Here is a 20,758-nt window from a genome sequence, read left to right as displayed (position 1 = left end):
CTAGCCACGGAGGCGAGGTCCGGACGCGCCGGTGAGCGACTGCGAACGGGTCGCACGATCCCTCGAATCACCAGACACCGCCGCGATGGTAGGACTACCCACTCCCGGAAACGATCATACGATATTAAGGCATCTCGCACTCCTCGTCGGCGTATGCACACCTGCAGGGACTGCAAGCAGACGTTCTCGACGGAGCTGGCGCTCGAACTCCACCGGGACACGTGCGCATCGGGCGACCTCCGCTGCCGGAAGTGCGGCGAGCGATTCACGGAGGCCGAGGCCACGAGGGACGGTTGGCATTACGAGTGTCCGACCGAGGACTGTGACGGGGCCGGCCGTGGCGACGCCATCGTCGACGTCGACCGCGAGGGCGTACGGACGCAGGCCTCCCAGTAGATCGGACGGACCGGCGCTCACACGCACCGGGTACCCGGACGCGAAGGGCCAGATTGCTCGTGCGCGGACGTGCAGGGTACTTGTACTCGAAGGCGCAGGATGCTCGCACGTCTCGGTTGCAGCGCGTCTGCGACGTCCCACCCCGAACTGAACGGTTTTTTACCCCTCCCCGGCGGAGAGTCTGGCAATGACCGCTGCCGACGACGAATCTCTGGACTACGAGGCGCTCGGCCTCGTGGCCGGACTCGAGATCCACCAGCAGCTCGACACGGACACGAAGCTGTTCTGTTCCTGTCCCACGGAGCTGCGCGAGCCCGAGGAATCCGACCGACGGTTCACCCGCTACCTCCACCCGACGAAGAGCGAACTCGGGGAGATCGACGAGGCCGCCCTCGAAGAGAGCATGGTCGATCGCGAGTTCGAGTACCTGGCGTTCGACTCGACCTGCCTCGTCGAGGAGGACGACGAGCCACCCCAGGAACTGGACGCCGAGGCGCTCGACGTGGCACTGGAAATCGCCACACTGCTCGACATGACGGTCGTCGACCAGCTCCACGTCATGCGCAAGATCGTCGTCGACGGTTCGAACACCACGGGGTTCCAGCGGACCTCGAAGGTCGCAGACGGCGGCGAAATCTCGACGCCCGAGGGACCTGTCGGCATCGAGGACCTGATGCTCGAGGAAGAGAGCGCCCAGCGCATCGAGGAAACCGAGTCCGGCGTGCGCTTCGGCCTGGACCGCCTCGGCATCCCACTCGTCGAGATCGGCACCCAGCCCGACATTCGCTCGCCCCAGCAGGCCCGCGACGCCGCCGAACGCATCGGAATGCTCCTGCGCTCGACCGGTGCCGTCAAGCGCGGCCTGGGCACCATCCGCCAGGACGTGAACATCTCCATCGCGGACGGCGCGCGCGTCGAACTCAAAGGCGTCCAGAGCCTCGACGACATCGACGACATCGTGCGGAACGAGGTGCGACGACAGAAGCGTCTCGTCGAGATCGCCGAGGAACTCCAGGATCGCGACGCGACGGTTGGCGAACCAAAAGACGTGACCGACGTGTTCGCGGACACCGAGAGCGGCGTGATTTCGGGCGCGCTGAATGCCGGCGGCGAGGTGCACGGCGTCCGGCTCGCCGGCTTCGACGGGCTCGTCGGCGCGGAGCTACAGCCCGATCGCCGGCTCGGCACCGAGCTCTCGGACTACGCCAAGCGCTACGGCGCCGGGGGCATCTTCCACACCGACGAGCTACCGGCCTACGGCGTGACCGAAGCTGAGGTCGAAGCGTTGCGGGACGCCGTGGACGCCGAGACCGACGACGCGGTCGCCATCGTCGCCGCCGATCCCGAGATCGCCGAGCAATCCATCGAGGCGGCCGCGGACCGCGCCGAGGTCGCGATCAGGGACGTTCCCGAAGAGACCCGTGACGCACAGCAGGACGCGACCTCCAGCTACCTCCGACCGCTCCCGGGCGCGGCCCGGATGTACCCGGAGACCGACGTGCCGCCGGTCGAGCCGGATCCCAGCGAGGTCGAGACGCCGGAGCTCCTCACCGAGAAGGAGGAGCGCTACGTCGCCGAGTACGAGCTCGGCGCCGGCCTCGCCGAGCAGGTCGCCTACGGCGAGTATATGCCGCTGTTCGAGACGCTCGTCGAGGACGACGACGTCGATCCGACGCTCGCTGCTGACACGCTCGAATCACTGCTCACCGGACTCCGTCGAGACGACGTACCGACCGAGCGGCTGACAGACGAGCACCTCCGGGACGCGATCGGCCTCGTCGACGCGGGCGAGGTTCCGAACGAGGGACTGGAGGACCTCCTCGTGGCGCTCGCCGAGAACCCCGACCTGACAGCAGCGGACGCCGTCGAGCAGGAGGACCTCGGCGGCGTCTCCGAAGACGAAGTTCGCGAGGCCGTCGTCGAGGTCGTCGAGCGCAACGCCGAGCAGGTCGAAACCGAGGGGATGGGCGCGTTCTCGGGGCTGATGGGCGAGTGCATGGGCGCACTCCGCGGGAAGGCCGACGGCGACGTCGTGAGCGAGGTGCTGCGCGAGGAGATCCAGCAGCGCGCCTGAACGTCGGTCGCCACGGGAGGCTTTTTCGACGAGACGGGCGCGACCGCAATCGTGCCCAGTTCCAGTCTTCGATATTCAGCCCCAGTGGTCGGCGTTCAGTCCCAGTCCTCTGGCTTGACGATGTCGTCCAGGTTCTCGATCGTGATGTCGTAGCCGGCGCTCTCGCCGGGGAGGATGTCGCCAAGCGCGGCGCCGAACGCTCCTGCGGTCCAGATGACCGTCACGCGGGCGAATAGCTCGAGATCAGTTGGGTTGCCCGCCTCGTTGCGGCCCCAGAGGTACATCACGCCGACGGCAGCCAGGAAGGACGCGGCGAGCACGCCGACGAGTCGCCGGGGAACGAATCCGAGGATCGGGTTGCGAATCTGGACCTCCCGAATGTCCGCGACGTAGAGCAACCCGACGCTCATCGCGAGGACGAACGCCAGATTCGCGACCAGGAACACGGGGACGCCCTGCCAGCGGCTGTGTGCGAGGTGCTCTGCGATCACGAACACGCCGTCCTCGACGATCATCGGCATCGAGATGAGGATCGCCCCGACGAACGCCTCGGCGACGTCGCGAGTGGTGTACTTCTGGATCTGGCCGCTGAGGAAGCCGGTCCCGGGGATGCGTTCGGCGAGACTGATGGTCTCCTGGACCTGTTCGCGCTCGTCGTCGGAGTCGACGGTCTGTTCGAGCTCCTCGAGCTGGTCGAGGAGGGCGTCGACGTCGGGGTCGCGGCTCGGCCCGGGCCGCGCCGCCACGGGACTCCCGTGCCCGTCGTCCCCGTCGGAGCCAGTCGCACTCCCGTCTGTCATTCGCCGAAGAATGCGGGAGCGCCGGCATAAACGCACCGCCGGCGGAAGCGACGTGCTCTCGGTCAGGCTCGTCGACCGCGGCAAACAGGGACCTTCAGAGCCCCCAGAACGCCCAGATGCCGGCGGTGGTGACCACCGAGAGGAGGAGCTGCAGCGGGGCGCCGACGCGCACGAAGTCGGTGAACTCGAACCCGCCGGGTCCGTAGACCATGAGGTTCGTCTGGTAGCCGATCGGCGTGAGGAACGGCGTCGCAGCGGCGAAGGTCACGGCCAGCAAGAAGGCGAACTGGTTGGCACCGAGCTGTGCCGCCGTGTCGACGGCGACGGGGAGCATCAGGACGATCGTCGCGACGGGCGTGATCGCGTTCGAGAGCAGGCTCGTCACGAGATAGAAGCAGTACAGGACCGCCAGCAGCGGGAGCACGCCGGCGCTGGCCACGAGCAGATCGGCGAGCACCGTCGCGCCGCCGGTCCGCTCCATCGCGAGCCCGAGGGGGATCACGCCGGCCAGGAGGAAGACGACGTTCCAGGAGACGGCGTCGTAGGCGTCGGCAGGCGAGATGCAGTCGGTCACCATCATTCCGAAGGCGCCACCGAGCGCGGCGACCACGATCGGCGCCGGCGTCACTGCAGCGCCAAGCACCACGACGACCAGGATCGACAGCGCGACCGGCGTGTGCGAAGACAGCGTCGGGCCGTCGTCGCCGTTCGCGTGCGCCTCGAGCACCCGCTCGTCGACGATCCAGATTGCGGGGCTGTCATCGAAGTACTCGATCGTCTGGGGCGTCGTGCGAAGGAGGATGTGGTCGCCGGGTTCGAGGGCGAATTCGCGGAGGCCCGTCCGGTAGAGCTCCCCGTCCCGGCGGACCGCCAGCACGCGGGTCTGGTGGAACCGCTCCAGGCCGATGCCCCTCGCCGTCTCGCCAGCGAACTCCGAGTCCTCGGGAATCACCGCGGTCGCGAGCGTGTAGCCCGTCGGCGCTTCGTCGAAGGTGGCCGCCGTCACGCTCTCTCGGTGGAGGTGCCGGAGGTCGTTGGCCTCCTGGAAGCGGTTGATCGCCTGCAGGGTGCCGTTGACGATCAGGCGGTCGCCCGGCCGGAGCGCCTCGTCGGCGTCCGGGACGGCGTACACCTCGCCGTTTCGTCGAAGCTGGAGGACGGCGATCTCGCCACCGACCGCGACGGACTCGGCGACCTCGTCGACGGAGGTCCCGACGAGGGGCGACCCCTCGCGGACCACGACGCGACCGAGGTGATCCTCCATGTCGAAGCGCTCCAGCGGGTCCGCGTCGACGGGCACCCGGGCGGGCGTCAGGCGCGGGGCGATCGTGACGAGGTACGCGATCCCGACCGCGAGCACGACCACGCCGAGCGGCGTGATCTCGAAGATACCGATGCCCTCGCGACCACGGATCAGCTCCCGCGCAGCGTCGCTGGCGAGGATGTTCGTCGACGTCCCGATGAGCGTGAGCGTGCCGCCCAGGATCGCCGCGTAGGACAGCGGCATGAGCAGTTTCGAGGGTGAAATATCTGCGTCCCGAGCGAGGTCCTGCACCATCGGGATGAACACGGCCACGATCGGGGTGTTGTTCACGAACCCCGCCATCGGGCCGGTCGTACAGACCGTCGCCGCGAGCGCCCGGTCTTCCTCGCCACGCGTGAACGCCGCGAGTTTCACCCCCAGCCACTCCACGATTCCCGTCTCCTGAATCCCGGCACTGAGCATGTACATCGCGACGATTGTGATCGTCGCCGGGTTCGAGAAGCCCGAGATCGCCTCGCGCGGCGTGAGCCCGATCACTGGTTCGAGCAGCGCCAGTACCACGACCACGCCGAGGGCGGTGACGTCGCTGGGGAACGTCTCGGAGACGAAGAGCACGAGCGCGACGCCGATCAGCGCGAAGACGACGATCGCGCCCGTGGAGACCCCCGCGACCGGCATTGGGCGAGCGATGGACGGCGTCGGCTTGAGTGTTGGCTTTGCACGCCGACCCAGCGGTGGCGCCACCGGACTGCCGACCAGATCCAGCAGGCCAACCGCCGCGCTCCGGAGTGCTTTTCGCTCCCCAGCCACAGGTCCCCAGCAATGAACGAGACGCCGGAAGTCCTCCTGACGAACGACGACGGGATCGACGCTGCCGGCATCCAGGTTCTCGAAGCCGGCCTCGGCGAGATCGCGAACGTCACCGTCGTCGCACCGGCGACCGACCAGAGCGCGGTCGGCCGCCAGACCTCGACCGACGTCGTCATCGAGGAGCGAAACGGCGGCGTGGCCCTGACGGGCACCCCGACGGACTGCGTGATCGCCGGCCTCCAGGAGTTCTGCCCGGATCCCGACCTCGTGGTCGCGGGCTGTAACCGCGGTGCAAACCTCGGCGGCTACGTGCTGGGTCGATCGGGGACCGTCAGCGCGGCAGTGGAAGCCGCGTTTCACGGCGTCCCTGCGATCGCCGCCTCGCTGTACGTGCCCGTCGACGACACGGCGTTCGAGGACGCCGAGGTCGAGGAACGGCACTATCGCGAGGCCGTCCGCGCGACGAAGTTCCTCGTCGAGCACGCGATCCCCGCGGGCGTCTTCGACCACGCGGACTACCTCAACGTCAACGCGCCGGTGCCGAGTGGCTACCTCGCCGTAACGGACGATTCCGCTGACGGCCCCGCACCGATGCGAATCACGACGCCGTCCCATCGGTACGAGATGGACGCCGTCCGCGACGGGGATCAGGTCCGCCTCGAAGATCGCATCTGGCAGCTGATGGCCGACGGAGACCTCGAGGAGGAGCCCGGGACGGATCGTCACGCGATCCTCGACGGTGCCGTGAGCGTCTCACCGCTGACCGCGCCCCACACGACGGAGCACCACGAGGCGCTCGACGGGCTCGCGGCGGCGTATCCGCCCGGCGAGTGAGCCGCTGCCGCACGTCCGGCGGAGCTTTTTGCCCCCGGCGTCCGAGGATCCAGGCATGACGGACGTCGAAATCCACTACTGCGTCCCGTGTGGGCACCTCGACCGCGCACAGCAGCTCCAGTACGCGATCCTCGATCAGTACGGGCAGGACGTCGACCGCGTCGCGCTCCGGACCGGTGACGGCGGCGTGTTCACCGTCTCCGTCGACGGCGAGCAGGTGTTCGACGTCGACGAGGACGAGTACGACGCGGACGCGATCGTCGAATCGATCGACGAGCGCTGCTGACCGAAGCGGCGCTGACGCCGGTCCCCGAATCTGAGGCCGTCGAGGCCGCCGTCGTCGAACCCGAACGCACCAGCTACTCCGATCGCTGCTCCTCGACGCAGTCCTCGATCGGCCCGAGGAGGTCGTCGGCGACGGAGTAGGGATCGGTCTCGCGATCGTGAACCGCCTCCGCCAGCGACTCGATCCCACCGCGGCGGTCGATCTCGTCTTCGAGCAGGGCGCCGAGATCCTCGCGGAGCAGCGTCCGGATCTCCTCGGCGTAGCGCATCCTGGCACGCTCTTCGAGCGCACCGGTCGCCTCCAGGTGCTCGTGGTGGTCGTCGAACGCCTCGATGACTGCGTCGACGCCCTCGCCCTTCGTCGCGATCGTCTCGACGACGGGCGTGCGCCAGGTCGTAGCGTCGTCTGCGTCGCCAGCCGCGGCGGCGTCGCCCTCGTCCGCTGTGGGCTCCTCGCCCTCGCCATCGGTCGATCCATCCGCCTCCGGCACGCCGTGGTGGCCCGTGCGCACGACGGGATCGACGTCGCGCTCGAGCTGGAGCATCTCGGTCAGCTCCTGGACGGTCCGATTCGCGCCGTCCAGGTCGGCCTTGTTGACGACGAAGCAGTCCGCGATCTCGAGGATCCCCGCCTTGAGCATCTGGACGTCGTCGCCGGCGCCGGGCTGGACCAGGACGGCGACGGTGTCCGCGGTCCGTACGACGTCGATCTCGTTCTGGCCGGCGCCGACGGTCTCGATGATGATCCGATCCTTGCCGAACGCGTCGAGCGCCCGGACGGCGTCGGCGGTCGCGGCGGCGAGACCGCCGAGCGCGCCGCGAGCCGACATCGACCGCACGAACACGTCCATGTCACCGACGGTCGAGCCCATGCGAATGCGGTCCCCGAGGACGGCGCCGCCGGTGAACGGCGAGGCCGGATCGACGGCGATCACGCCGACGGTGTGTCCGCGGTCGCGGTACTCGAGCGCGAGCTTGTCCACGAGCGTGGACTTCCCGGTGCCGGGGCTGCCGGTGATCCCCACCACGCTCGCGTCGCCGGTGTGGTCGTGGAGCGCGCCGACGAGCTCGCGATAGCCCGGCGTCCGGTCCTCGATGTAGGTGATCGCTCTGGCGAGTGCGCGGTGCTCGCCGGCGAGCAGGTCGTCGACGAGCGCGTCGACGTCGAATGCTGGCGCTTCGGTGGACCGGCCGCCGGCTGGAGCCGCGGGGTCGTCAGTCACCGACTTCTCCGTCATCGTCGGTCCTGCACGTTCTCCCGGACGAACTCGATCGTCGTCTCGAGCTCCGTGCCGGGGCCGAACACCTCCGCGACGCCCATCGCTTTGAGCTCCTGCTTGTCGTCGTCGGGGATCACGCCGCCGACGATGAGGAGCGTGTCCTCGAACGCGCCGTACTCCTCCAGCCCCTCGATGATCTTCGGAACGAGCGTGTTGTGGGCCCCCGAGAGGATCGAGATGCCGAGGACGTCGACGTCCTCCTGAACCGCGGCCTGCACGATCTCGTCGGGTGCGTTGTGCAGGCCGGAGTAGATGACTTCGAACCCGGCGTCGCGGAAGGCCCGCGCGATGACGTGCGCGCCGCGGTCGTGGCCGTCGAGACCGACCTTCGCGACGAGACAGCGAATCGTCCGTTGTTCCCCCTCGACGCTCATACCTCGATTTCGTGGGGCTGGCGTTTGATGCTTACGGGGATTTGGATGCGAGTAAGTGGATGGGAGCGTGCATCGGCGCGCAGGATCGGGCATCCGACCACGTCACCGGAGGCGACGGTTCCTGTCGAGCAGCGACCCCAGGATAACGGGCCGGATGTCGGGAAAGCGGAACCGCCATCTGTGCGGCCGCCAATCCTCGACCAATGGCCGACACCGCCTCGCCGTCGCTCGACGACGGGCCGTCGTGGCTCAAGGACAACGTCGCGGCCGTCACCGCCGTCCTCACCGTCGTCGGGTACGCGCTCGTGATCGCGACGTTCGAGGGCATGATCCCGTTCTATCCGAACATCGGCAAATCGGGCGTCAACCTCCTCGGGCACGCGATCGCCGTCGTCAACCTCGCCGCGACCGTCTGCCTGATCGCTGGGTGGCGCTACGTCAAGCAGGGCAAGATCGAGGCGCACGCGAAGTCGATGACCGCGGCGTTCGCGCTCATCCTCCTGTTCCTCGTGCTCTACCTCCCCAAGGTCGGCGGCGGCGGTGAGAAGCGACTCGTCGAGTCCGTGCCGGATCCGATCGCGCTGGGCTACTTCGTCATGCTCGCGATCCACATCATCCTCTCCGCGATCGCGATGCCGGTCGTCCTCTACGCGTTCCTGCTCGGGATCTCCCACACGCCCGCCGAACTCCGGGACTCGCTGCACCCGCGGATCGGCAGGATCGCAGCGGCGTCCTGGATCCTGAGCCTCGTGCTGGGCGTGGTGACCTATCTCATCCTCAACCACGTTTACAGCTACGAGTTCACGCCCGTCTGATCCTGGCGAGTCGGCGTCCGTGGTCCCGTGCCGTTGGTTGTGGGTGCGCTCGTTCGATCGTATCCGTACCGGGATCGAAAAGGCACCCCGAATCCTGAGAACGCCACTTGCTTTTAAGCACTCGCGCGAACGATATCCGATCACTGATGGGACGCCTATCCGGACTGTTCGCGCCGTCGTCGATCGCCGTCGTCGGCGCGACCGACCGAGAGGGCTCCGTCGGCCGCGCGATCATCGAGAACCTCGACGCCGACTACGACGGCGACGTCGTCGCCGTCAACCCCTACCGGGGGTCGGTGCTCGGCCACACCTGTTACGACGACCTCGAGGAGGCCCCGTACGTGGACCTCGCCGTGGTCGTGGTTCCACCGGACGCAGCGATCGAGACCGTCCGGTCCGCGGGGGAGGTCGGGATCAAGAACGTCGTGGTTATCACGGCGGGCTTCGGGGAGACCGGCAGCGAAGGTGCCACGCGCGAGCAGGAGCTCCAGGCCGTCGCCGAAGAGTACGACCTCAACGTCGTCGGCCCGAACAGCCTCGGGATCATGAGTACGCCCGTCGGGATGAACGCGACCTTCGGCCCCGACAACGCTCTCGACGGGTCGATCTCCTTCATGAGTCAGTCGGGGGCGTTCGTCACCGCCGTCCTCGACTGGGCGATCCAGCAGGACATCGGCTTCAAGGACGTCGTCTCCCTCGGCAACAAGGCCGTCCTCGACGAGACGGACTTCGTCGAGGCGTGGGGCGAGGACGACGACACCGACGTGATCGTCGGCTATCTCGAGGGGATCGATCGCGGCCGCGAGTTCATCGAGACCGCCCGCGAAGCGAACGACGACACGCCGATGGTCCTCGTCAAGTCCGGCCGCACGGAGGCCGGTGCCCAGGCAGCGTCGTCCCACACCGGGACGATGGCCGGCGCCGAGGCCGCCTACGAGGCCGGGCTCGAGCAGGCCGGCGTCCTGCGCGTCGACACGGTCCAGGAGCTGTTCGACGCCGCACGGGCGCTCTCGGGGCTACCCGAACTCCCGAAGGACGACGTCGCGGTGGTCACGAACGCCGGCGGCCCCGGCGTGATGGCGACCGACGCCGTCGGCGACTCGTCGCTGAACCTCGCCTCCTTCTCGGACGCGACGCTCGAGTCCTTCGACGAACTCCTGCCAGACGAGGCGACTGGCTACAACCCCGTCGACGTGATCGGCGACGCCGACGTCGCGCGGTTCCGGGGTGCGCTCGACATCGCACTGAACGACGACGGCGTCGGAGCGGCGATCGTCCTCGCCGCACCGACCGCCGTGCTCTCCTACGAGGAACTCGCCGACGCAGTCGGCGAACTCCAGGCCGAGTACGGCAAGCCGGTCGTCGGCGCGTTCATGGGCGGTGAGAGTGCCGAACGCGGCGCGGCCGCCCTCCGCGAACACGGGATCCCGAACTACTTCGATCCCGCACGCGCCGTCGACAGCCTCGAAGCGCTCTCACGCTACCGCGAGATCTCCGAGCGAACCTACCCCGAACACGAGACGTTCGAGGACGTCGATCGGGAGCGCGCCCGCGAGATACTCGGTCGCGTCGAGGAGCGCTCGGACAACCGGCTGGGCGTGGAGGCCATGGACCTGCTCGACGCCTACGGGATTCCGACGCCAGACGGCGAGGTCGTCGATTCCCCCGCGGAGGCCGAGTCCGTCGCCGCCGACATCGAAGGCGACGTCGTCATGAAGATCGTCAGCCCGGACATCCTCCACAAGTCCGACATCGGCGGCGTCCGCGTCGGCGTCGAACAGGCCGACGTCCGGGACGCCTACGAGGACCTCGTCGCGCGGGCCCACAACTACCAGCCCGACGCGGACGTCCTCGGCGTCCAGGTCCAGGCGATGGTCGACCTCGACGACGCGACGGAGACGATCATCGGCGCGAACCGCGACCCGCAGTTCGGACCGCTGCTCCTGTTCGGCCTCGGCGGTATCTTCGTCGAGGTCCTCGAAGATACGTCGTTGCGCGTCGGGCCGATCTCCGAGCCGGAGGCCCGCACGATGGTCGACGAGATCAAGGCCGCACCCTTGCTCCGCGGCGCGCGGGGTCGGGAGCCAGCCGACGTCGACGCCGTCGTCGAGGCGCTCCAGCGCCTCTCCCAGCTCGTCTGGGAGTTCCCGGCAATCCTCGAACTCGACGTCAACCCCCTCGTCGCCGGCCCCGACGGCGCGAACGCCATCGACGTCCGGCTCACCGTCGACCCCGACCAGCTCGCGGACGAGCCGCGAACCGACGCACCATCGACCACGGACCACTCCACCCCATCCCCAGACCAATGAGCGACACGCTACTCGTCACGGCACTCGCAGACGGCACCGGCAAGACGGCGATCACCGTCGCGCTCGGGCTCCACGCCCGCGAGCGCGAGGAGGACGTCGGCTACATGAAACCGAAGGGCACGCGCCTCCGTTCCCGCGTCGGCAAGACGATCGACGAGGACCCGATGCTGGCCCGGGACCTCCTCGAGTTCGAAGCAGAGATGCACGAGATGGAGCCCGTCGTCTACTCGCCGACGTTCGTCGAGCAGGCGGTTCGCGGGCAGGCCGATCCCGAGGACCTCCAGCGACAGGTCAAGGAACACTTCCAGACGATCGCCTCCGGTCGCGATCGCATGTTCATCGAGGGCGGCGGTACCCTCACGACCGGCGGCATCGTCGACCTGACCGACGCGGACATCGCCGACCTCGTCGACGCGGAGGTGCTGGTCGTCGCCGGCTACGATTCGCCGGGCGACCTCGACGACGTACTCGCCGCCGTCGACTCGATCGGGCAGGACCGGCTCCGCGGCGTCCTGTTCAACGCCGTCGACGACTCGGCCTACGACGGACTCGAGGAGGACGCCGTCCCGTTCCTCGAGGAGCGGGACGTGCCCGTCCACGGCGCCGTCCCACGCGTCCAGGAACTGGCCGGCGTGACCGTCGGCGACCTCGCGGACGAACTCGGCGCCCGCGTCCTCACGAACGTCCCCACGGACGAGTACGTCGAGCGGTTCTCCGTCGGCGCGATGGGCGCGGACTCCGCGCTCCGGCACTTCCGCCGGACCCGCGACGCCGCCGTGATCACCGGCGGCGACCGCTCGGACATCCACACCGCCGCGCTCGAGGCGCCGGGCGTCAACTGCCTCCTGCTCACGGGCGGCCACCGGCCGTCCAGCGCCGTCGTCGGCAAGGCCGAGGAGAAGGGCGTTCCGATCATCGTGGTCCAGACTGACACGCTCACGACGATCGATCGCGCCGAGAAGGTCGTCAGCGGGGGCCGCACGCGCGACGCCGGCGCCGTCGAGCGGATGCAGGAGTTGCTCGGGGACCACGCCGACGTGGACGCGATCTTGAACGGGGAGTGAGACGCTGGCGCTCTTTGTGGCGACGCACGCCGGCCGATCCCTTCGGCCTGGCGACAGTCACGATTGCGCACCCGCCGGACGACCGAAGCGACGACCGTGGGCGGCTGGGAGCGTCCCGGTCGGCCCGCTCGCGGGGAAAGGCGGAAACGGGTGTCCGCCGAAGGGACGCGTATGACGCTCGACGTCGAGATTCCCGATCCGCCGACGCTCCACGGTCCCCAAGACCCTGGCGACTACGACTCCGTCGAGGAGATCGACGCCCACCCGGGCGAACAGCCGGAGCGCGACACGCTAGCGACCGCGCTCGAGTCGGGCGCCTGGGGCGAGGCCTTCGACGACTGGTGCCAGGAGACCTACCTCTCCGAGGAGCAGTTCCAGGCGGTGCTGGACCTGGGCCTGATCGAGGGGTTCGACTTCTACCTGAACCCGTCGGCCGGGGACGTCGGCTACCGCTCGCCCACCGTGCCCGACGACCTCCCGGCGCCGTACGACGAGACGTTCGAGCGTAGTGACCGACAAGACGTCGTGGAGGCGCTGGACGAGCTCGGTCGGACCGTCAGCGAGGTGCTGGAGAACGACTACCTCGTCCGGACTGGCGAGGAGTTCGGGTTCAACTTCGAGGAGTAGTCCCTCTCTCGCCGTCTCGGAGGCCAGTCGCGGCCGTCCCGCTGTTACCTCCCCGTGAGCCACAGTGACAGCACGACCGCGAGCGCGACGCCGAGCACCGCGAGCAGCAGTGCGAACGCGACCCGGAAGCCGGCGGCAGTCGCCAGCACGCCGACGACCCCGGGCGCGATCGCTCCGGCGCCCATGAGCCCCGTCCGAACGACGCCGAGCCCGCCGCCAGCCAGATTTTCGGGGAGCAGCGCCTCGAGGTGTGCAGCGCGAACCGGACGGAAGCCGTGGGCACCAACGCCGAGCGTTGCGACGACGGCGGCCGCGAGCACGGGAACGCCGAACAGTGCGGGTCCGGCCGTCGGCACCGCGACGAGCGCTGCCAGGGACGCCGTCGCGAGGCCGATCGTCCCGGTGATCACCGGCAGCCGCCCCGCTCGGTCGCTGAGCTCGCCCGTCCCGAGCTGGATCAGGCTGACTACGAAAAAGAGCGCGTAGAGCGCGCTCGCTGTGGCGCTCGAGACGCCGGTCGTCCGTGCGAGATACAGCGGTAGAAAGGCGACGACCCCGTTATAGGCGAAGCCGAAACAGAGCGTGACCGCGACGAAGGCGACGAACCGACGGCGCCGAAACGGGGTTGCGTAGGCGCGCAGCGGCGGCCGCTCGTCGGCGTCGGCGTGGGTCGCCGGACGGTCGGGTAGTCGACGGGGCACGCGGATGGAGAAGGCGCCGGCGACGATGACGGCGGTGCCTCCACCGAGGAAGAAGAGGACACGCCAGTCCGCCGTCGCGGCACCGAGTACGACGGCGACGATGGCCGGCGCGACGACGCCGCCGAAGGTTCCGAAGGTGTCGTGAACGCCGAGCGCGCGTCCGCTGCGGGCCGGGTAGGTCCGAGAGAGCAGCCCGATCGCGACGGTCTTGTGGACCCCGGTGCCCGCTCCGACGAGGAGCATTGCAAAGACGAGCAACGCGAACGGCCCCTCGAGTGCGACGACGAAGGCACCGACAGCGGCGCCGATCGCGCCGACGGTCAGGACGCCGACCGGTCCGAGGCGATCTGCCAAGACGCCGGAAGGGAACTGCATCGCCGCGTAGACCAGCATGAAGCCCGTGAACGCCCACCCGAGTGCAGCGGTCGAGACGCCGTATTCGACGCTCAGCGTCTCGAACAGCGGCGGGAACGCGTAGCGCAGTAGTTTCGCGAGGAACCACAGCAGCGAGGTGAGCACGAGTGCATCGTAGCGGCCGATGGTGCGCCGAGTGGAAGCTGGCATGCTGGATCGTCGAGAGCGTATTCGTTCGGGCCGAGCGGCGGCCATCGCTTGTGCGTTCCGCCTCGACGGTCCGGAGCGGTCGTCGCTGCGCGCCGAGCAGCCGCTTTACCGGTGCCGAACCGTCTCCGGGAGCGCGTCTCGGATCAGCAGTAGTCGTTGAATAGTCCGTGGTGATCCCGGAGCGAGCCGTCGGGATCGACGAAGCACATGTTCTTGGCGTCGTGGATCGGGCCGTGGTCGGCCCGGTGGCCGTCGGCCACCAGCGTGTGGTGGAGGAGGTGGGCGGTGAAGCCGACGTCCCGCTCGTCGAGCGCGGAGAGTTCGACGTCGAGGACCTCCGCTCGCTTCTCGTCCTCCATGGCACCCCAGCCGGTCTCGCTCGCGATTAGCCCCTTGCCGACCTCGTTGGCGAAGGAGACGATCTCGTCGATGGAGTCCCTGAGTTCCTCGGGCGTCCGCCCTCGATTCCAGATGAGGTACGGGTGGGTCGAGAGCACCTCCGCGAGGGGTTCGAAGATCTCGACGGCGGCGGGAGTGCCCAGGTTCCCGACGGTGGTCGGCGCCGCCGGGTCGTGAGAGTGGATCCGCTCGTGGACGCGCTCGAGGAACTGGTAGATGACGAGCGAGCGGTCGACCTCGAGGTCCTCGAGCGCGTTCCGATTCTGTATGCTCAGGAGCGGTTCGTTACAGAGGTCCCAGGCGAGGACGCTGTCGTGGTCGGCGTGCTCGCCGAGGATCGCGTCGACGTAGGGTTCGAACCCCTCCTCATAGAGCTCCCCGTCGTGCCACTCGCGGAGGGACTGGGGGTGCAGCCCGCCGAGATGGGGGTAGCTGCTCCAGCCGTTGAACAGCGTGACGATGAACTCGACGTCGTAGTCCGCGCCCATGTCCAGTACCTCGCCGACGCGTTCGGGCATCCGCTCGGGGAACCGGAGGTAGGCGTCGTGAGAGAGCCACAGCCGAACGGTGTTCATCCCCGGGAAGTGTTGCTTCCCGATCCAGAGCTCCTTGCGCATCAGGCTCGGCTGGAAGTCCGTCCCCCAGATCTCCATCCCGTGACTCGCGTGACTCGGTTGGTAGTTGAAACCGCGCACGTCCGCGTACTCCGTGTTGTCGAGCGTCGTGACCATCGGTGAAACTGTATCTGGTGATTGATGGCACGTGGCATAACTCACCGACATGCGGCAAAGGCCAACGGAAGTCCGACGACCGGACGTGCGTGGCGTCGACGAATCGGAGTGAGACGGCCGTTCGTGGCGGCTGCCTCGTAGGGAAGTCGTCGGCGTACATTTCGGTCGTCTCGGTGACGTGGACGTCGGACTGGCCGGAGTGGAGCGCGTCCTCACCGGTCTCCCAGCCGCAGTCGGCAAGGCGGGGGTTCAGCAGTACTCGTTAAAGACGTCGTGGCCGGCCCGGAGCGACCCGTCCGAATCGACGAACGAGAGGTTCCCGGCGTCGTAGATCGGCCCGTACGCCTCGCGGTGCCCGTCGGCGACCGGCGTGTGGTGGAGCAGGTGGGCGGTGAAGCCGACGTCCCGCTCGTCGAGCGCGGCGAGCACGACGTCGAGAATCTCGACGCGTTTCTGGTCGTCGAGTGCTCCCCAACCAGTCTCGGTCGCGAGCAGCGGTTTCTCGACGTCGTTGGCCAGCGCGACGATCTCGTCGAGTTTCTCGTGCAGTTCGGCCGGCGTTTCCGCCCGATTCCAGGCGAGGTACGCGTGCGTCGAGAGCACCTCCGCGAGTGGCTCGAAGATCTCCACGTGGGTACGAGTCCCGATCGATCCGACGGTCGTCGGCGCCACGGGATCGTGGGTGCGGATTCGTTCGTAGACTCGCTCGAGGAACTGGTAGATGACGAGCGAGCGGTCGACGGTGAGGTCTTCCAGCACTCCCTGGTGCTGCACGCTCAACAGCGGCTCGTTGCAGAGGTCCCAGGCGAGGACGCTGTCGTGGTCGGCGAATTCGCCCACGATAGCGTCGACGTACGGCGCGAAGGCCTCGTCGAAGAGCGTTCCGTCGTGCCACTCGCGGAGGGACTGGGGGTGCAGCCCGCCGAAGTCGGGGTAGCTGTGCCAGCCGTTGAACAACGTGACGATGAACTCGACGTCGTAGTCCGCGCCCATGTCCAGTACCTCGCCGACGCGCTCGGGCATCCGCTCGGGAAACCGGAGGTAGGCGTCGTGAGAGAGCCACAGCCGAACGGTGTTCATCCCCGGGAAGTGTTGCTTCCCGATCCAGAGCTCCTTGCGCATCAGGCTCGGCTGGAAGTCCGTTCCCCAGATCTCCATCCCGTGGCTCGCGTGGCTGGGCTGGTAGTTGAAGCCGCTCACGTGGGCGTACTCCGTGTTCTCGAGCCTCGTCACCATCGACAGACAACTAGCCAGAGTTGCGCCCATCGACAATAATTCCACGGCATCTGGAGACGGACGGACCTGCCAGTCAGCGGGCTCGAGGTCGGTAGAGCGGCGTCAGCAGTAGTCGTTGAACAGGCCGTGGTGCGCCCGGAGCGACCCGTCCGGATCGACGAACGACATGTTCTCGGCGTCGTAGATCGGCCCGTGCCCCTCGCGGTGGCCGTCGGCGACCGGCGTGTGGTGGAGGAGGTGGGCGGTGAAACCGACGTCCCGCTCGTCGAGCGCGGAGAATTCGACGTCGAGGACCTCCGCGCGCTTCTCGTCGTCGAGCGCGCCCCAGCCAGTCTCGGTCGCGAGGAGCGGTTTCCCCGCGTCGTTGGCGATCGCGACGATCTCGTCGAGCGTCTCGGCGAGACCCTCCGGCGTGTCGCCCCGGTTCCACGAGTAGTACGGGTGCGTCGAGAGCACCTCGGAGATCGGTTCGAACAGTTCGACGCCGACAGGTGTGCTCATCGTCCCGACCGTCGTCGGCGCCTCCGGATCGTGCGTGAGGATCTGCTCGTAGACGCGCTCGAGGAACCGGTAGATGACGAGCGAGCGGTCGACTTCGATGTCGGCGAGTCCGTCGCGATTCTGGACGGAGAGGAGCGGTTCGTTACAGAGGTCCCAGGCGAGGACGCTGTCGTGGTCGGCGTGCTCGCCCAGGATCGCGTCGACGTAGGGTTCGAACGCCTCGCGGTAGAGCGTGCCGTCGTGCCACTCCCGGAGCGACTGCGGGTGGAGCCCACCGAGTTGGGGGTAGCTGCTCCAGCCGTTGAACAACGTGACGATGAACTCGACGTCGTAGTCCGCCCCCATGTCGAGCACTTCCCCGACGCGCTCGGGCATCCGCTCGGGAAACCGGAGGTAGGCGTCGTGGGAGAGCCAGAGCCGCACTGTGTTCATCCCCGGGAAGTGCTGGTTCCCGATCCAGAGCTCCTTGCGCATCAGGCTCGGCTGGAAGTCCGTCCCCCAGATCTCCATCCCGTGGCTCGCGTGACTCGGTTGGTAGTTGAACCCGCGAACGTCCGCGTACTCCGTGTTGTCGAGCGTCGTGACCATCGATGAATCAGTGTGAGAATCGGTGGCCCGTGGCATAACTCTCCGATTTGCGGCAAAGACTCGCACGAGATTTGCGGCACGTCGTCGACGTACAGGCGAGGAGCCGCTCGGATCGCTCGTGATGGACGTCGATTCGCACCGGCTGCGCGAATACAAAGGATAAATGCCCCCGCCCTCCACCGGGCGGACATGAACGGGAACTCGTTCGGTCGCCTCTTCCAGGTGACCACCTACGGCGAGAGCCACGGGCCGGCGATGGGCTGTACGGTGTCGGGCTGCCCGGCCGGCGTCGAACTCGACGAGGAGCGCATCCAGCGCGAACTCGACCGCCGCAAGCCCGGGCAGTCGATGATCACGACCAGCCGGGGCGAACCCGACGAGGTCACGATCAACTCCGGGGTCCTCGAGGGCTACACCACCGGGACGCCGATCGGGATGGTTATCCAGAACAAGGACGCTCGCTCCGGGAAGTACGAGCCCTTCGTGACCGCACCGCGACCGTCCCACGGCGATTACACGTACTCCGCGAAATTCGGCACCCGAAACTGGGGTGGCGGCGGCCGCTCCTCCGCCCGCGAGACCGTCAACTGGGTCGCGGCCGGCGCGATCGCCAAGGAGGTGCTCGATCAATCTGAGTACGACGTGACGGTCAAGGGGCACGTCAACCAGATCGACGATATCGAGGCCCCCGATGTCACCTGGGAGGAGATGCTCGAGCACACCGAGGAGAACGAGGTCAGGTGTGCCGATCCCGACACCGCGGAGGAGATGCGCGAGCACCTCGAGGAGGTCCAGCAGCACGGCGACTCCGTCGGCGGCTCCGTCTACTTCGAGTGTCGCGGCGTTCCCCGCGGACTCGGCGCGCCGCGTTTCGACAGCTTCGCCGCTCGTCTCGGTCGGATGGTCTTCTCGATCCCCGCGACGACCGCCTTCGAGTACGGGGTCGGCAAAGCGGCTCGCTCGATGAAGGGTCACGACCGCAACGAGGACTGGGAGGCATACGATCCCGAAGCCGGCGACAGCGCTCGCGGCGGCGAGGTCGTCGCCGAGGAGGGCGACCCGGTGCCCGTCGGCAACGACCACGGGGGCCTCCAGGGCGGCATCACCACCGGGGAGCCGATCTACGGCGAGATCTCCTGGCACGCCCCGGTCTCGATCCCGAAAGAACAGACCACCGTCGACTGGGAGACCGGCGAGGAGAAGACGATCCAGGTCACCGGTCGGCACGACCCGTCGCTGCCCCCGCGCGCCGTTCCCGTCGTCGAGGCGATGTTCTACTGTACGATCCTCGACTTCATGCTGCTCGGCGGCCGGATCAACCCCGATCGGCTCGACGGACGCCCCGGCGAGTACGACACCGAGTACCACCCGAGCAGTCCGCGTAACGAAGAGTAGCGCGACCGAACGTGGCGGCGGAGCGGTTCCCGCCGGACGACCGAACGCTCTGTCCGTTCAGACTGACAATACCATCGTCTGCCGATACGGTTCGAAGCCGAGCTTCTCGTAGAACGCGATCGCTCTGTCGTTGTCGACGTCGACTTCGAGAGTCACTTCGTCACAGTCGTGCGCATCTGCCTCGGCCACACCCAGGTCCACCAGCTCCCGAGCGAGCCCGGTGCCGCGGTGCCGTTCGCGAACGTAGAGATCGTCGACGACGACGCGGTCCGGCCGGTCGAATACCGGCGAGGCAGTCTGGCGTTCGATCGCGACGAAGCCCGCGAGATCGGCACTCTCCTCGGCGATGGCGTCCGGATCCTCGGGAGTACCCTCGACCGCGATCCAGAGACCCCGATCCGGTTCGCGGAGCCACTCGCGTCGGAACGCGACCTCCTTGGCGACCAGATCGACCGACTCGTCGAGGCTGTGTGCATCGACGACCCGTTCGAGTTCCCGATGGTACGGCAGCCAGCAGTCCTCGACGAACAGCTCGACGGCGGCGGCGTCTGTCGGAAGCGGGAGGAGCTCCATACGCGCCCTGCTCGTGCGTGCCCAGTAACTGTTACCCCGGAGTCGCAACTGCCCCCCGACCGAACACGAGGCGTCTCGACTGTTCGACTACCCGTCGCCGTCCTCGTCGACGATGACGACCTCGCCGTCGACGACGTCGACGTTGACGAGCGTCTTGACCGTCTGGTCGTCCGCCAGTTCGGTCACACCGCCGACTTTCTTGATCACGGCGACGGTGTCGACGACCTCCGCACCGATGTCGTCGAGTGCACCGAGCACCGCGGAGAGCGTCCCGCCCGTCGAGAGCACGTCGTCGATCACGACCACGCGATCGCCTGGATGGACGTCGTTGACGTACATCTGGCTCTCGCCGTAGCCGGTCTGCTGGTGGAGCGGCGTCTCGCCGTCGAGGCCGTACTGGCGCTTGCGGATCACCACGAGCGGGACGTCCGTCGTCAGTGAGAGCGCCGTCGAGATGTGGATGCCCATCGCCGCGGGCGTGACGATCTTGTCGACGTCCGCGAGTTCGGCCTTGCGGACGATCTTGACGGTGATCTCCCGGAGCAACGACGGATCGAGCGTCGGCACGCCGTCACTCACCGGGTGGACGAAGTAGTGGTAGCCGTCCTTCTCGACGATCGGCGCGTCTCGAAGCGACGCCTGCAACCGGTCCATATCCGGGATTGATCCGGGGGAGCCATAAAGCGCTGTGACACGCCGCCGTGTGGGACGCTGGGAATTCGCGTTCGGGTCAGCGAGGCCACGTCGCCAGCACGAGCGTTCGGTGTTGCTTCCGCCAGACTACTCGAATCGAGTCGCTCCGGGAGACGTTCGCGACGGTCACCGCGTCACCGGCGTCGACGCGCTCGTACGCCGAGAAGTCCGCGAGCGTCCGATTCCCCGACCGAACGAGGAGTTGACGTCCAGGGATCGCGTTCCCGCCGGCGTGCTCCACGGTCAAGGTCTCCGCGCGCTGGTCGTAGGAAAACTCGAAGCTCGCCTGCGGCTGGGAGTCGTCGAAGAAGTGGTTCCAGATCGGGCCGCCGTAGCCCGCTGCGAGGAGGATACCAACGACGACGACGAGCACGACGAGCGCCAGCGCGATGAGCGTCTGGATATTTCCAGAGAGCCCTTCTTCGAGGTGCTGGTCTCCATACAC

Annotated in this window: 20 protein-coding genes; 9 read left to right on the top strand and 11 right to left on the bottom strand. The window is 67.9% G+C overall.

Going from position 1 to position 20,758, the window contains the following annotated elements:
- Positions 1–153 precede the first annotated feature (153 nt).
- Entirely contained in the window at positions 154–396 is a 243-nt protein-coding gene (locus tag L593_RS12955) for an HVO_2901 family zinc finger protein (protein ID WP_020447423.1), read from the top strand.
- 187 nt (positions 397–583) lie between these two features.
- Positions 584–2,470, top strand: a complete 1,887-nt coding sequence (gene gatE / locus L593_RS12950; protein ID WP_020447422.1) for a Glu-tRNA(Gln) amidotransferase subunit GatE — start codon at positions 584–586, stop codon at positions 2,468–2,470.
- A gap of 95 nt (positions 2,471–2,565) precedes the next feature.
- Here the strand turns inward: gatE and L593_RS12945 are convergent, their stop codons facing one another.
- Positions 2,566–3,270, bottom strand: a complete 705-nt coding sequence (locus L593_RS12945) for a hypothetical protein (RefSeq protein ID WP_020447421.1) — start codon at positions 3,268–3,270, stop codon at positions 2,566–2,568.
- A 94-nt stretch (positions 3,271–3,364) separates the two neighbouring features.
- Positions 3,365–5,212, bottom strand: a complete 1,848-nt coding sequence (locus L593_RS12940; RefSeq protein WP_020447420.1) for an SLC13 family permease — start codon at positions 5,210–5,212, stop codon at positions 3,365–3,367.
- Between the two features lie 144 nt (positions 5,213–5,356).
- Between L593_RS12940 and surE the strand changes: the two genes are divergently transcribed.
- Positions 5,357–6,178: a 5'/3'-nucleotidase SurE gene (gene surE, locus L593_RS12935; RefSeq protein WP_020447419.1), complete on the top strand. Its 822-nt coding sequence runs from the start codon at positions 5,357–5,359 to the stop codon at positions 6,176–6,178.
- Positions 6,179–6,233: 55 nt separating this feature from the next.
- The gene (locus L593_RS12930) at positions 6,234–6,464 is read left to right on the top strand and encodes a SelT/SelW/SelH family protein (RefSeq protein ID WP_020447418.1); all 231 of its coding nucleotides are present in this window, start codon (positions 6,234–6,236) and stop codon (positions 6,462–6,464) included.
- A gap of 73 nt (positions 6,465–6,537) precedes the next feature.
- On the opposite strand, the gene meaB is transcribed toward L593_RS12930, so the two are convergent.
- The gene (meaB, locus tag L593_RS12925) at positions 6,538–7,701 is read right to left on the bottom strand and encodes a methylmalonyl Co-A mutase-associated GTPase MeaB (RefSeq protein WP_020447417.1); all 1,164 of its coding nucleotides are present in this window, start codon (positions 7,699–7,701) and stop codon (positions 6,538–6,540) included.
- Positions 7,698–8,117 (bottom strand): cobalamin B12-binding domain-containing protein, encoded by a 420-nt coding sequence (locus L593_RS12920; RefSeq protein WP_020447416.1) that lies wholly within the window; start codon positions 8,115–8,117, stop codon positions 7,698–7,700. The genes meaB and L593_RS12920 overlap by 4 nt, the downstream gene beginning before the upstream one ends.
- Before the next feature lie 203 nt (positions 8,118–8,320).
- On the opposite strand from L593_RS12920, the gene L593_RS12915 reads away from it, so the two are divergent.
- From L593_RS12915 to L593_RS12900, 4 genes are all read left to right on the top strand, one after another.
- On the top strand, positions 8,321–8,932 hold the full coding sequence (locus tag L593_RS12915) for a DUF420 domain-containing protein (protein WP_020447415.1): 612 nt from the start codon (positions 8,321–8,323) through the stop codon (positions 8,930–8,932).
- Between the two features lie 146 nt (positions 8,933–9,078).
- The gene (locus L593_RS12910) at positions 9,079–11,241 is read left to right on the top strand and encodes an acetate--CoA ligase family protein (protein WP_020447414.1); all 2,163 of its coding nucleotides are present in this window, start codon (positions 9,079–9,081) and stop codon (positions 11,239–11,241) included.
- Positions 11,238–12,305 carry a phosphotransacetylase family protein gene (locus tag L593_RS12905; RefSeq protein WP_020447413.1) on the top strand — a complete coding sequence of 356 codons (1,068 nt, stop codon included), beginning with the start codon at positions 11,238–11,240 and terminating at the stop codon, positions 12,303–12,305. The genes L593_RS12910 and L593_RS12905 overlap by 4 nt, the downstream gene beginning before the upstream one ends.
- Before the next feature lie 171 nt (positions 12,306–12,476).
- Positions 12,477–12,932: a hypothetical protein gene (locus tag L593_RS12900; RefSeq protein WP_020447412.1), complete on the top strand. Its 456-nt coding sequence runs from the start codon at positions 12,477–12,479 to the stop codon at positions 12,930–12,932.
- A 44-nt stretch (positions 12,933–12,976) separates the two neighbouring features.
- On the opposite strand, the gene L593_RS12895 is transcribed toward L593_RS12900, so the two are convergent.
- The 4 genes from L593_RS12895 to L593_RS12880 all read right to left on the bottom strand — a co-directional run bounded on the left by L593_RS12895 (position 12,977) and on the right by L593_RS12880 (position 17,652).
- Entirely contained in the window at positions 12,977–14,197 is a 1,221-nt protein-coding gene (locus tag L593_RS12895; RefSeq protein ID WP_020447411.1) for an MFS transporter, read from the bottom strand.
- A gap of 143 nt (positions 14,198–14,340) precedes the next feature.
- Positions 14,341–15,327 carry a cellulase family glycosylhydrolase gene (locus L593_RS12890; protein WP_020447410.1) on the bottom strand — a complete coding sequence of 329 codons (987 nt, stop codon included), beginning with the start codon at positions 15,325–15,327 and terminating at the stop codon, positions 14,341–14,343.
- A gap of 249 nt (positions 15,328–15,576) precedes the next feature.
- Positions 15,577–16,563: a cellulase family glycosylhydrolase gene (locus L593_RS12885; protein WP_020447409.1), complete on the bottom strand. Its 987-nt coding sequence runs from the start codon at positions 16,561–16,563 to the stop codon at positions 15,577–15,579.
- 102 nt (positions 16,564–16,665) lie between these two features.
- A complete protein-coding gene (locus L593_RS12880; RefSeq protein ID WP_020447408.1) occupies positions 16,666–17,652 on the bottom strand; it encodes a cellulase family glycosylhydrolase in 987 nt (328 codons plus the stop codon).
- Between the two features lie 189 nt (positions 17,653–17,841).
- Between L593_RS12880 and aroC the strand changes: the two genes are divergently transcribed.
- Positions 17,842–19,047 carry a chorismate synthase gene (gene aroC / locus L593_RS12875; RefSeq protein ID WP_020447407.1) on the top strand — a complete coding sequence of 402 codons (1,206 nt, stop codon included), beginning with the start codon at positions 17,842–17,844 and terminating at the stop codon, positions 19,045–19,047.
- 57 nt (positions 19,048–19,104) lie between these two features.
- Here aroC and L593_RS12870 read toward each other — a convergent pair whose 3' ends face one another.
- The 3 genes from L593_RS12870 to L593_RS12860 all read right to left on the bottom strand — a co-directional run bounded on the left by L593_RS12870 (position 19,105) and on the right by L593_RS12860 (position 20,758).
- Entirely contained in the window at positions 19,105–19,620 is a 516-nt protein-coding gene (locus L593_RS12870) for an N-acetyltransferase (protein WP_020447406.1), read from the bottom strand.
- Between the two features lie 87 nt (positions 19,621–19,707).
- Entirely contained in the window at positions 19,708–20,274 is a 567-nt protein-coding gene (gene hpt / locus L593_RS12865; RefSeq protein ID WP_020447405.1) for a hypoxanthine/guanine phosphoribosyltransferase, read from the bottom strand.
- 76 nt (positions 20,275–20,350) lie between these two features.
- Positions 20,351–20,758, bottom strand: coding sequence for a type IV pilin N-terminal domain-containing protein (locus tag L593_RS12860; protein ID WP_020447404.1), 408 nt, complete (start codon positions 20,756–20,758; stop codon positions 20,351–20,353).

The organism is Salinarchaeum sp. Harcht-Bsk1, from assembly GCF_000403645.1.
GTDB lineage: Archaea > Halobacteriota > Halobacteria > Halobacteriales > Salinarchaeaceae > Salinarchaeum.
The sequence above is the reverse complement of the archived record's forward strand: the minus strand, read 5'-3'. Positions and strand labels throughout refer to the sequence as shown.